The organism is Dehalobacter sp. (genome assembly GCA_023667845.1).
In the GTDB taxonomy this organism is placed as follows: domain Bacteria; phylum Bacillota; class Desulfitobacteriia; order Desulfitobacteriales; family Syntrophobotulaceae; genus Dehalobacter.
Genome location: JAMPIU010000143.1, coordinates 167,495 through 180,387, shown reverse-complemented (window position 1 = coordinate 180,387; position 12,893 = coordinate 167,495). Strand labels below are relative to the sequence as shown.

Sequence of the window (12,893 nt, the reverse complement as noted above, 5' to 3'; positions counted from 1 at the left end):
ATATCATTATACCAAACTACCGCCTTGAAAAGCAAGGCGGCTCCGGAATTCCGGGGGACAGGGGGAGTCCTTTTGTCCCCCGGTCCTCCTTATTTGCGTCGTTTGATCAGCATCTCGATGGCCATTTGGTACTCTTCCATCTTCAGCAGACGGGCAACTATAAAAAACACGAGCATGCCTACGAGTGCTCCGCTGATTAAAACAATCGTGGAGCCCATTTTGCCAATTCCGACCCAAATGGTCAGCAGATTCGCCCAAATCATGACGACAGCTGCCATAGCCAAAGCGGCTGCCAGGGTTTTACCAAACACGGCTGCAATTCTGCGCCCGTCAATTTTGCCGAGCTTGCGGCGCAGTACGATAAACAGCAAGAGCATTTGCATAATGGCTCCGAGAGTTACAGCCAGGGCCAAGCCGCCGCAAGCCAAAGGACCTACTAAAATGTACATCCAGATTATGCTGGCAGCCATGGCGACGAGACCAAGAATAACCGGAATCCAGGTGTTCTGCATTGCATAAAAAGCGCGCGGCAGAATCTGAATAATAGCCTGAGCGGTAATCCCCAGCGAAAAATACAGCAGCGGCACAGCCATGATATCCGTATCCCCCGCACTGAATTCACCATGCTGGAACAGAACCCGGATCAAAGGAAAGCGCAGAACGACCATCCCAATCGATATTGGAACCGTAATAAAGATAATCAGCCGAATTGCACTCGAGATCGTCTCGAGAAAATCTTTGGCCTTTTTCAGAGCAGCCTGCTCTGTTAAGGTCGGAAAAACAGCGACACCGATGGCCAGCGCGAAGATTCCGACCGGGACTTGGAAAAGACGGTAAGAGTACCAGACCGCAGTCAAGCTTCCCGGATCAAGCGCAGAACCGAGGTTGGAATTCACAATGACTTGAAATTGATTCAAGGTGTACATGATAATCATCGGGACAGCCAAGACCATAATCTTCCGGACCCCGGGATGTTTCAGATCGATCATTGGATAGTAGCGGAAGCCAACCTTTCGCAGGGAAGGCACCTGAACAAGAAAGTTAGCTGCAGCACCGATGACGACCCCAAACGCAAAACCGGAGATACTCCGGGCTTCACCGGAATTAGCCCAAAGCGCTCCAAATAGGATGACGCTGGCATTGTAAAGGACCGTCCCCAGCGCGGACGGCCAAAATATTTTGTACGAGTTCAGGATGCCCATCGTAATCCCGCTCAAAGCCAGAATGACCGGCTGCAGCAGCAAAATACGGGTAAGATAGATGGTAAGTTCCTTATTCGCCGGACTAAATCCGGGTACCTGCATCTCAATAAACTTCGGAGTCAGCAGCATGCCTGCGATAACCAGGATACAGAGCAGAAGAAATGTCGCATTGGTTACCGAGCTGACGACTTTCCATCCTTCTTTTTCCTTTTCTTTGGCAATATATTCGGATAGGACAGGGATAAAGGCAGCACTCAACACCCCTCCGACCAACAGCCAGTAGAGCAGGTCAGGAAGAATAAAAGCCGTATTATACGCATCTGTAGCCGCCGTTTTTCCGAACAGTCCTGCCATCAGGGATTCCCTGACAAAACCGAGAAGCCTGGAAACAAGGTTGGCAGCCATCATGAAGCCTGCCGCTTTCATCATTTTTTGATTGTTTGTCATGTGATGCTGAAGGACCTTTCTATATACAAAGAAATGCACTTACTGCAGATTATATCATTTACCGAGATATTCCTTCAATACTTCGGCTATGGGTCCGGCTGCAGCCTGTGCTTCCTCCAACGTGTTTAGCTGACTGCCAATTTCCAGCAGGATTGCCCCGTCCGTGAGATACTGGTTATAGCGTGCTTCTGAGGCATAGCGAATTTTCGGGAAAAACAGTCCCGGGTAATTTTTCTCCGCAATCTTAATAATTTCACGCGCAATTGCATCATTCTTTTCCCAGTTTTGATTTTTCTGACCGATCACAATCATGACCCTGGCGCACTCCTGTCCGTTAATCTTTGCAGTATCTTTGCCCACCTGGGAAGGAAGTCCGTCTCGGTGAAGATCGATCAGCAAACGGGTTGTTGGGTTTTCCTCGAGTAATTTTTTTGCTACGAGATAGGAATGACTGTAGGCCTGGATATAGATAGCATCATTAACCTCCTCGGAATGTACCGTATTGATCCCTGCCTGGTTCAATTTTTCAGCCAATAGCCGTCCAATCTCCACAATATCTCCGTTTTCACCTCCAGCTGACCGATCTGCACCGCCATCCCCCGAATAGGACTCTGCACTGTGGGTGTGATAGATACCCACCAGGACATCCTGCGCACTTTTAACTGGTTCAGGGTCATGATAGAACGGATTATCAAGGGGCTCGAGCAGCGGTCCCTCCATTTCAGGATCATTGGGATAATAGGCCCAGCCCAGCCAGGTCGGCCCTTCGGAAGGAGGCGCATAAAAACTTAAAAAATACGTCCGGGCATCGGATATGTTGACTCCGGTCAGCAGATACATCCCGATCCCTGCAGCGGAATTCCGTGTATCATTGATATAAGTCCGCTGCGGATAAGACATCCCCGGGGCGCCTTCCAGAAGTAGAAGCTCAAACGGAAAACTTTTTTCGCAAAGTATTTTTATGGTATACTGAAAACTATCATTGGAAATGCAGAAGTAAACAGAAAATGCAAGCAGTGCCAAGAGTAGTATGACCCCAACAGCTTTCAGACGGGTATTCCAAAAAAACAGGATAATCTCCTCCTTTCCATAATTAGGAATATGAAGGACAAACCCGTCTTAGAACATTGAAATATCCTTAATATTTACACCTGCATTAACGTTGAATTTATACCGTGCAGAATTTTTAAGATGTACTTGGCATTTTCGCCTGAGATGTCATATAATAGATATAATTTGAAGACAATTCAAGTATCAAGCAGCAAGGAATGGGACAGTAGCTTAAAAGAAAGTCCACAGAAAGCAATCGAATGCTGAGAGATTGCGGCTGACTTTCAAGTGAAAATCACCCGGGAGCTGAACTTCAGAAATATGTACCTTGTCACTGTCAAGTGATCAATTAACAGGGTCCCAGTAAGAAGTTCCGCCTGCCCTGCGTTAACGGGCAAGAGTGATGTGTTTGACGTATTTTAATGTACCTCAGACATATAATCAGGGTGGTACCGCGGTTTAGTCGTCCCTAAGTTATTTATACTTAGGGATTTTTACTTTTTTCATATTATAACTTGAGCGTTGACGAAGAACTAACAGTCATTAATGAATTGATAAAGGAGAATCTCTATGGAAAAATTTAAATCTTTAGCTGAAAAGCCCGTTGCTGAACGGGAAAAACAAATATCGGATTACTGGAATTCGATTGATATTCTGCAGAAGACAATTGAAAACCGTGAAGGCGCGGAACCGTTCGTGTTTTATGAGGGTCCGCCGACAGCCAACGGCAAGCCGGGTATTCACCATGTCATGGCCAGAACCCTGAAGGATTCCGTCTGCCGGTATCAGAACATGAAAGGTTTTCAGGTCAAACGGAAGGCCGGATGGGATACGCACGGACTGCCGGTGGAAATCGAAGTTGAAAAACAGCTGAATCTTTCCGACAAACAAGGTATAGAAGCGTATGGGATCGCCCAGTTCAATGAAAAATGCCGCGACTCTGTGTTTACGTATGAAAAGCAGTGGCGCGAAATGACGGTCCGGATGGGTTATTCGATTGACCTGGATCATCCGTATATTACCCTGGATAACAATTATATTGAAAGCGTCTGGTGGATTCTGGACAAATTCTTCAAAGAAGGCTATATGTACGAAGGTCACAAGATTCTTCCGTATTGCTCCAGATGCGGAACCGGACTTGCTTCCCATGAAGTCGCGCTGGGCTATAAAGAAATTAAAACAAATACCGTCATCGCCAAATTTAAGCGCAAAGGAGTTGACGAGTATTTCCTGGCCTGGACGACCACACCGTGGACCCTGCCCTCCAATGCGGCACTCACAGTCAGTCCGACTGAGACCTACGTCAAAGTCCGCAGCAATGATGAGATCTATTATTTATCAAAGACGCTTGCGCCGAAAGTACTCGGCGGCAATTATGAAGTCCTGCAGGAATTAAAAGGCACTGAGCTTGAATATATGGAGTATGAACAGCTGATGCCGTTTTTAACCGCCGACAAAAAAGCTTTTTTTGTGACAACTGCCGATTATGTCACGACAGAGGACGGCACCGGGATCGTTCATACCGCACCCGCTTTTGGCGAGGACGACTATAACACCGGAAAGCGGTACAACCTGCCGGTTTTTCAGCCGGTGGACGAATCGGGCAAATTCATCGCAACGCCTTGGAAGGACAGCTTTGTGATGGATGCCGACCTGGATATCATCAAGTGGCTGCATGCCGAAGGCAAACTGTTTAAAAAGGAAAAAATGGAGCATAATTACCCGCACTGCTGGCGCTGTCAGACCCCTTTGCTGTACTACGCCAAACCTAGCTGGTACATCGCGATGACCAAATTGAAAGACCAGCTTGTAGCCAATAACAAAACGGTAGAATGGTATCCCGACTTTGTCGGTGAAAAACGTTTTGGCAACTGGCTTGAAAATGTCAATGACTGGGCATTGTCCCGTAACCGCTACTGGGGGACTCCGCTGAATATCTGGCGCTGCGAATGCGGCCATACTGCTTCCATTGGTTCCAGAAAAGAGCTTGTGGAAAAAGCGGTTGAAACAATTGACGAAACCATCGAACTACACCGGCCTTACGTCGATGATGTTCATATCCTCTGTGAGAAGTGCGGTAAACCAATGACCCGGGTCAGTGAAGTGATCGACTGCTGGTTTGACAGCGGTGCGATGCCCTATGCTCAGCATCATTATCCGTTTGAAAACAAAGAGAACTTCCATGAATTGTTCCCGGCTGATTTTATCTGTGAAGGGATTGATCAGACCCGCGGCTGGTTCTACTCCCTGCTCGCGATCTCGACCTTTGTGATGGGCCGTTCCCCGTATAAGCGGGTCCTGGTCAACGATCTGGTTTTAGACAAGCAGGGACAGAAAATGTCCAAATCCAAAGGCAACACGGTAGACCCGTTTGAACTGTTTGACCAGTACGGCGCCGACACGCTCAGATGGTATTTGCTTTATGTGTCTCCGGCCTGGACACCTAAACGCTTTGATATCGAAGGCCTCAAGGAAGTCCAGAGCAAGTTCTTTGGGACACTCCGCAACGTCTATACCTTTTTTGCGCTCTATGCGAATACCGATGAGGTTGACCCGAGCGATTTCTATATTGAATACAAAAAGCGGCCGGAGCTCGACAGGTGGATTCTCTCCAAATATCACGGCCTGCTCAATGACGTTGAGACCAATCTCGCTGTCTATGATCTGACCAAAGCAGTTCGAAAAATACAGGAATTTGTCAGCGAGGACCTCTCCAACTGGTATATCCGGCGCTCCCGCCGCAGATTCTGGGATTCCGGCCTGTCGGACGACAAGAAGGCCGTCTATAACACCACGTATGAAATCCTGGTCGGCATCGCCAAAATCTCAGCACCGTTCGCACCTTATCTGGCGGAAGAAATCTACCGTAACCTGACCGGTGAGACTTCGGTCCACCTGGCAGATTATCCGGAATATGTCTCGACTATGATCGATGAGAACGTCGAAAACAGAATGGATTTGGTCAGGAATTTAGTCACCCTCGGCAGATCTGCCCGGGAACAGGTCAGGATCAAAGTCCGTCAGCCGATCCAGCAAATCCTAGTTGACGGGAAATATGAAGTCCTGATCGCCGATTTGATTCCACTGATTCAGGAAGAGCTCAATGTAAAAGAAGTTATTTTTGCGAATAACTTAATCGACTTCATGAATTTCATTCTAAAGCCAAACTTCAAAACTGCCGGACCCGTCTTCGGCTCGAAAATCAAACTCCTCGGCAAAGCACTGGAAAGCCTGGAGGCTTCAACGGCTGCGGCTGCCCTGGAGGCTGGAGAATCGCTCTCAGCGGATGTGGATGGAGAACAGCTAAATATCGTCAAGGACTATGTCATCGTGTCGATTTCAGCCAAAGAAGGGTTCACGGTCACAATGGAAAACAACCTGTTCGTTATTCTTGATACCACGCTGACCAGAGAGCTTATCGATGAAGGTCTGGCCAGAGAGCTCGTCTCCAAAGTCCAGCAGATGCGCAAGAGTAATGATTTTGAAATGATGGACCGCATCAGGATCTATTTCGATGGGGATGACCAAGTCACGAGTGCGATTCAAAGCTATCAGGAATACATCAAAATAGAAACGCTCGCTGAAAGTATCGAAAAAACACCGAGTACCGCAGACCTGACTAAGGTGAACCTGAATGACCATGATTCCGGCGTCAGGGTCGAACGGATCTAAATGCTTTGGCTCAACCGTATAATGTTGGGCTAAACCCCAAAAATACGTAACCCTGAACCGATATGATGCTGGTAATAGTTTTTCAGACTGTTACCAGCATTTTTTTTGAATCTTGCTGAGGATGACGACAAGATACTATTTGCTTTTTACTATTATTTTCTAAGTACATGTTATTTTTTATTATTTTTAGTTGTTTTTGGTTGTATTAATTTGTATAATCTGATTGAGGTGATCATGATATGTCGATGGATAAGGAGCTTATGACTGCCCAGGCGCTGGCTGAAGCACTCGATCTTTCAACCGAGACTATTTGGAAATATACACGTGAGAAAAAAATACCGTTTATCGAGTTGAACGGCAAGCAGTACCGCTATATACTGGCAGATGTTCTCAACGCACTCACAAATACCGCCTCTTCCGTGCAGGAAAAATCAAACGAATATACCGCAGAATCTTCCAGGAAGCTGACTTACGAAGACTATCTGAAAATACCTGATGAACCCGGTTACCGCATCGAGATTCTCGATGGCATTATGGTAAAAGAGCCTGCTCCAAATGTCAGCCATCAGCGTGTTTTGCTTCGGTTGACATGGATTCTTGAAGATCATTTTCGGGGAAATGATCCCGAAGGCGAAGTATTTGTGGCACCTCTTGATGTAACATTATTAGATATCAACGTGGTCCAGCCTGACATTCTTTACGTTTCCGGGCAGCAAAAACAGATCATCAAAGAAGCCCGTATCAATGGCCAGCCAACAATCGTAGTCGAAATCATTTCCCCATCCAGCAGGCGCAAAGATCGTCTGCAGAAGCTGCAGATTTACCAGAAGACCAAGATCCCGCATTACTGGCTGGTCGATCCGGCTGAGAAAACCCTCGAATGTTTTGTACTCAGGGATGGTTCCTACGTCTTAGCTGCAGCAGGCATGGATGAAGATGTTGTAGATCATCCATATTTCACTGGTTTATCTATTCCATTGAAATCATTATGGTAGAAATTATGCGATAAATACGCTGGGTAAATCCGCAATATATTCACATCCGGGTCCGGCCCAAATAAGCCTCCTGAAGCAGAGCATCCGAGATTGCTTCTTTGGAGCTTCCGTAGTGAACAATCCTACCTCGCTCCATGACGAGTACACTGTCCGCCACTTTCAAGGCGGCTTTTGTATTTTGTTCGACCAGTACGACCGTGACGCCGGACTCTTTCATCCCGACCAGGATCGCCATGATCTCGCGTACGACAAGCGGGGCCAGCCCGATGGAAGGTTCGTCGAGCAGCAGCAGTGAGGGCCTGGCCATAAGGGCCCTGCCTATTGCCAGCATCTGCTGTAGACCGCCGCTTAAAGAACCGGCCAAATCCTTTTCTCTTCCCTGCAGCAGAGGGAATAATTTCAAGACTTTCTCCACATCGTTTGGGATATCCGCCTTGTCCTGACGATAACGGTGAAAAGCCCCCATCATCAGGTTATCCATCACGCTTAGCCCGCTGAATATCTCTCTTTTTTCCGGTATAAGAGCGATACCGGCTCTGACGATTTTTTCCGGTGACTTGCCGGCTATCTTTTTGTTCTGAAAAATGATTTCTCCTGCAGCAGGCTTGTATAACCCCGCGAGAGTCCCTAGCAGGGTACTTTTGCCTGCGCCATTGGCTCCGAGAATCGCCAGCAATTCTCCCTGCCTGACATTCAGGGATACATTTTTCAGCGCATGCACATAGCCATGATAAACATTGAGACCATTTACACTAAGCAATTTGCTCATCCTCTCCGAGATAGGCCTTGATCACTTCCGGGTGAGCCTGAATTTCTGCCGGGGTTCCCTGGGTGATCACCTCCCCGAAATTTAGGACAACAATCCTATCAGCAGCTTCCATGACCGTTTCCATATCATGTTCAATCATTATCATGGTCATACCTTGACTGCGAAGTTTTTTCAAATATTCTGTCAGGATTTCAGATTCAGCAGCATTTAATCCTGCAGCTGGTTCATCAAGCAGGATCAGTTTGGGCTGAGAAGCAAGGGCTCTGGCAATTTCCAACAGTCTTTGCTGTCCAAACGGCAAAACTGCTGCCGGCAGACCAGCTGACTCCGCTAAACCAACCTCTTCAAGCAGTTTCAGGGATTCAACCCTGATTTTCTTTTCTTCCGCAGAGCGTTCAGGGGAAGAAAGAAACGACTTGACGAAGCCTTTTTTTCCCTGCAGGTAAGCACCAGTCATAACATTTTCCAGCACAGTCATGCTGCCGAAAAGCTGCAGGTTCTGGAAAGTTCTGCTTACTCCAGCCTGAGCTGTCTTATACGGCTTCATTCCGGTGATCATCTTTCCTTCCAATAACACTTCACCCTCATCCGGTTGATACATTCCGGTAATCAAGTTAAAAATCGTCGTTTTTCCTGCACCGTTAGGCCCTATAAGCGCTGTGATTTTTGCTTCTTCAACCCCAAAGCACACATGTTTGACAGCCATAATGCCGCCAAAATGTTTTGTAATTCTGTGTAGCTCCAGAAGCATGGCCCTTTCCCTCCTTCTATAGCATTGATACGCAAATCTATCATTATTTGATATTTGAATCATCGTTCTGTATATAGGTTAGTTGACTTCATTTCCATCTTGAACCAGACTCTTTTTTGAACTTTGAAAGAATTCCCCGATACTGCTTAACCCCTGAGGACGGTATATCATGAGTGCAACCAGGATGATTCCGTAAATAATGATCTGGTATTCACCGCCGGCTCCGGGAACGATGAGCGGTATCAACTCTTTTAATATCTCGTTTAAGGCCACGACGACCACAGCCCCAAGCAAAGGTCCCCAAAAGGTACCCAGGCCGCCAATCACTGCCATCAGTACAAACTGGACGGAAGCATGAAAAGTAAACGGTGACGGACTGATAAAGGTCATATAGAAAGCATAAAGGCCCCCTGCCAAACCCGTAAGCAGCGCACTGAAAATAAAGGCCTGCAGCTTAAGCTTAACACAGTCAATACCGGCATTTTCTGCCGCATACTCACTCTCTCGGATCGCACATAAGGCCCTGCCTGTTCTGGAACGGACTAAATTTCGTATTCCCAGCAGTATCAGGACCAGAATGATCCAGATCAGGATATAGAATTTCCTGTCACTGTTTAAAATAAGACTGCCAATGCCCAGATGCGGAATACCGCTGATCCCGGACGGCCCTCCGGTTATTTCTCCGCCTTCGGTAAATACTATATGGACTAAAATCCCAAAGCCGAGCGTCGCGAGGGCAAGGTATAGCTCGCGCAATTTAAGGGTCTGTCGGCCAATTAGGACCGCAATAATTCCGGGAAAAAGAATTGCTGCCAAAAGGGCTAACAGTGACGGCCAATGAAAACGCGTCGTTAATATCGCGGCCGTATAAGCGCCTAAACCAAAAAACGCCGCATGACCAAACGACACCTGCCCCGCATAACCCATCAGTATTCCCAAGCCCTGGACAACGATCGCATACAGGCCGATAACAATCAGTAATCCATAAAGATAATTGCTGTTAAGCAGGAGCGGGATAATCAACAATACCAGCATGATGACAGCTCCGCTGAATTTAAATATAATCTTTTTCACCAAAGATACGCTCCTTACCATATGATGCTGTAAATCTTACTCAAAAGAAATCAAATCAATACCAAAAGGAAACCCTGTTTTAAGATTAAATTTTACGCTCGCTGATTGCACCCAGGATCCCTTCCGGCCTGATTAAAAGGACTGCAAGAAGAATCACAATAGAGATCGCATCATTCAACCCGGAGGAAATCAGTCCGGAACTGTAGGCTTCCAAAAGCCCCAGGATTAATCCCCCCAGAACAGCTCCGGATATACTGCCCAATCCGCCAATTGTTGCCGCGATAAAACCTTTGACGCCTAACATAAAGCCCATATCATACGTGACCATCGTCACCGGTCCGATGCAGATTCCTGCGGCGGTAGCCAGAGCACCTGAAAAAACAAATGCGGCTAGGGAAATCGTACTCAGATTGATCCCCTGCAGCTGGGCTCCGATGGGACTGAGGACGGAAGCTTTAACTGCTTTTCCCCAGTACGTCCGTCCAAAAAAAGTGTTGACGCAGATCAGTGTTGCCGCTGCCAGCAAAAATACCCAGATGCTCTGAGGATTGAGTGCCGCCCCGCCTGCCATGATTGGTCCGCTAGCCGTAAAGGAGGGCAGAGAGTAGGTATCCGTTCCCCAGATCAGGAGAGCCAGTCCCCTTAAGGATATGGAAATACCAATTGTAATGATCAGCATCGTCAGGCTGCTGGCTCCCCTGGCTTGGTTGATCGTCAGCCTTTCGAGCACCCCCGCCAACAAAGCGACAACAACCATGGCGAGAAGGGAGGCCGCTATTAGCGGCATCCCCATTGATTTGAAACTGACCGTCAGAAGTGCCCCGATAACCAGAAATTCCCCAAGGGCTAGATTTAATATGCCTGTTACTTTATAGGTGATGACCAGGATAAGGGCAATAATGGAATAAATACTTCCAAGCGTAAGCCCGCTGAATAATAGCTGCAGTAGTTGTTCTCCCATCAGGTTTCACTCCGTTACTGTAATTTCGCCCTCGTTACTGTAATATTTTCCATTTGCTGTCTTCGATCTGAACCAAAACGGCGGAATCCTCGCTTAAGCCATTATGATTCTGTTCAGACATATTAAATACCCCGGATACGCCGACAAGTCCCTGCGTTTTTTCCAGTTCATCCCGAATGGCGCTGCGGTCCGGACCAGCTTTTTCGATCGCCTTGACCAAGAGACTTAAAGCATCTGCCGCATAACCACCGAATGAATTGGGTGCGGTATTGTATTTGTTTTGGTAATCATTGATATAACTTGTAAGCACTGCTTTCTGCGGATCAGAATCCGCAATCTGATCGGCCACTGGAAGCTTGCCGATTGGAAGGATCACTCCGTCAGCAGCGTCCTTGGCAAGTTCGATGAACTTTTGATTACCGACGCCATGACTGTGAATGAGCGGAATCGTCAGTCCAAGATCTTTATAGTTCTTCGTCAGGATGGAGGCCGAAGGCGGAATCGCCCATACGACGACTGCCTGAGCTCCGCTGCTCTTGATATTCGTCAATTGCGGCGTCATATCATTGTCTGTCGCGTCAAATTTTTCTTCGGCAACGATGGTGATCCCATTGGGGGGAGCTGCAGCGCTGATGGCCTTCTTGCCATTGTCGCCATAGGCATTGTTCATATACATAAAGGCAATCTTCGTCATGTTATTCTTCTTGAGATATTCCATGATTTTATTGATCATGACAATATCGCTCTGGGCTGTTTTAAATACCCATTGTCTTTCAGCAACCGGTTCAACGATGCTGCTGGCTGCTGCCAGAGAAATCATCGGAGTTTGCGCATCCTGGACAGTTTTAATGATGGCCATCGAGGTTCCGCTGGAGCTGCCGCCTAAAACTGCAAGGACGCCTTTTTCGATCAGCTTATTCGCAGCAAGTACAGCCTCAGTCTCATCACTTTTATTGTCCTCAATGATCAGTTCAATCGGATGGCCTTGAATACCGCCTTCGGCATTGATTTTGTCCACCATCATCAACAGTGTATCGCGTTCAGGTGTGCCCAAAGAAGAGGAAGTCCCGCTGATATCGAGAACCGCACCCACTTTGTAAGGTTCTGCTGTCTCACTGCCTGCCGTACTGCTCTTCCCGGAGCTGCAGCCCCCCAATATCAGGCTGACCGCCAATAATAAAGCTACTACCATACTCCCTGTGAAACCTTTGAACTTTCTTTTCATCATCCTTCACTCCTACATTCATATTTTTCTGATACACCAGAAAACAACAAGCCACAGCCTTCGCCGGGACGAAAGCTGTGGCCTTCCGCGGTACCACCCCAGTTAGCCGGATCACTCCAGCCCTCTCTTAAGAGTACGAATAAAGAAATCTTTCCCTGCTGAAACTTAGGTGTGGTCCGTGGACATCCGTGGCCTTGCTAGCCGCTCCTTGCAGCCAACTAAAAAAACACTTCTCATCCCTGAAGGGACGAAAGTGCTTCGCGGTACCACCCTATTTGGGTCTAAGCAGACCCCACTTTTCAGTAGGTACGGGACTTTATTCTTCCTTATACCCCCTCCCTTTTAACGGTGGGAGCCTCCGTCCAGGCCTACTTACCCAAAGGTTTCAGTCCGGAAGTTCAGGGGTGAACCTTCAACGATCAATGCGATAGAAACGCTTTCAGTCTAAGACGTTTCCTCCCTGGAAAGCTCATACCGTTTACTTTACCCCATCATTACTTTTATACAATAATGTTATTGATTTGAATCTATATTATCACAGAGTTTTGAGATTCGTCAATTAGAAATATATTTGTTCTGTACCTATTTGTTCTGTATCACTATAGTAAAAAAGTAAAATATATTTCAGGATGGTATAAGATTTAGGGTTGACATGGTAATCCGTAAAGGCGGGTTATTCTTTTTTTAGAATTTAGTTGCATAGTATTGCTAAAATATGATAAAATAACTTTTGTCTAAAAAACGTGC

General features: G+C 47.0%; 9 protein-coding genes and 2 other annotated features. Of the genes, 2 read left to right on the top strand and 7 right to left on the bottom strand.

What is annotated here, in order from left to right:
* Nucleotides 1-89: 89 nt before the first annotated feature.
* Both murJ and NC238_11695 read right to left on the bottom strand, forming a co-directional pair.
* On the bottom strand, nt 90-1,649 hold the full coding sequence (gene murJ / locus NC238_11700; GenBank protein ID MCM1566583.1) for a murein biosynthesis integral membrane protein MurJ: 1,560 nt from the start codon (nt 1,647-1,649) through the stop codon (nt 90-92).
* Nucleotides 1,650-1,703: 54 nt separating this feature from the next.
* Entirely contained in the window at nt 1,704-2,672 is a 969-nt protein-coding gene (locus NC238_11695) for a stage II sporulation protein P (GenBank protein ID MCM1566582.1), read from the bottom strand.
* A 232-nt stretch (nt 2,673-2,904) separates the two neighbouring features.
* Nucleotides 2,905-3,173, top strand: a binding site (T-box leader).
* Nucleotides 3,174-3,269: 96 nt separating this feature from the next.
* On the opposite strand from NC238_11695, the gene ileS reads away from it, so the two are divergent.
* Both ileS and NC238_11685 read left to right on the top strand, forming a co-directional pair.
* Nucleotides 3,270-6,371 carry an isoleucine--tRNA ligase gene (gene ileS, locus NC238_11690; protein ID MCM1566581.1) on the top strand — a complete coding sequence of 1,034 codons (3,102 nt, stop codon included), beginning with the start codon at nt 3,270-3,272 and terminating at the stop codon, nt 6,369-6,371.
* A gap of 239 nt (nt 6,372-6,610) precedes the next feature.
* Nucleotides 6,611-7,366 carry a Uma2 family endonuclease gene (locus NC238_11685; protein ID MCM1566580.1) on the top strand — a complete coding sequence of 252 codons (756 nt, stop codon included), beginning with the start codon at nt 6,611-6,613 and terminating at the stop codon, nt 7,364-7,366.
* 40 nt (nt 7,367-7,406) lie between these two features.
* On the opposite strand, the gene NC238_11680 is transcribed toward NC238_11685, so the two are convergent.
* From NC238_11680 to NC238_11660, 5 genes are all read right to left on the bottom strand, one after another.
* Nucleotides 7,407-8,126 carry an ABC transporter ATP-binding protein gene (locus NC238_11680; GenBank protein MCM1566579.1) on the bottom strand — a complete coding sequence of 240 codons (720 nt, stop codon included), beginning with the start codon at nt 8,124-8,126 and terminating at the stop codon, nt 7,407-7,409.
* Complete coding sequence (locus NC238_11675) at nt 8,119-8,886, bottom strand: ABC transporter ATP-binding protein (protein MCM1566578.1); 768 nt, start codon at nt 8,884-8,886, stop codon at nt 8,119-8,121. The genes NC238_11680 and NC238_11675 overlap by 8 nt, the downstream gene beginning before the upstream one ends.
* A gap of 78 nt (nt 8,887-8,964) precedes the next feature.
* A complete protein-coding gene (locus NC238_11670; protein MCM1566577.1) occupies nt 8,965-9,960 on the bottom strand; it encodes a branched-chain amino acid ABC transporter permease in 996 nt (331 codons plus the stop codon).
* A gap of 85 nt (nt 9,961-10,045) precedes the next feature.
* Nucleotides 10,046-10,921 carry a branched-chain amino acid ABC transporter permease gene (locus NC238_11665; protein ID MCM1566576.1) on the bottom strand — a complete coding sequence of 292 codons (876 nt, stop codon included), beginning with the start codon at nt 10,919-10,921 and terminating at the stop codon, nt 10,046-10,048.
* Between the two features lie 34 nt (nt 10,922-10,955).
* Nucleotides 10,956-12,146: an ABC transporter substrate-binding protein gene (locus NC238_11660; GenBank protein MCM1566575.1), complete on the bottom strand. Its 1,191-nt coding sequence runs from the start codon at nt 12,144-12,146 to the stop codon at nt 10,956-10,958.
* A 240-nt stretch (nt 12,147-12,386) separates the two neighbouring features.
* Nucleotides 12,387-12,650: a binding site (T-box leader), on the bottom strand.
* Nucleotides 12,651-12,893 lie beyond the last annotated feature (243 nt).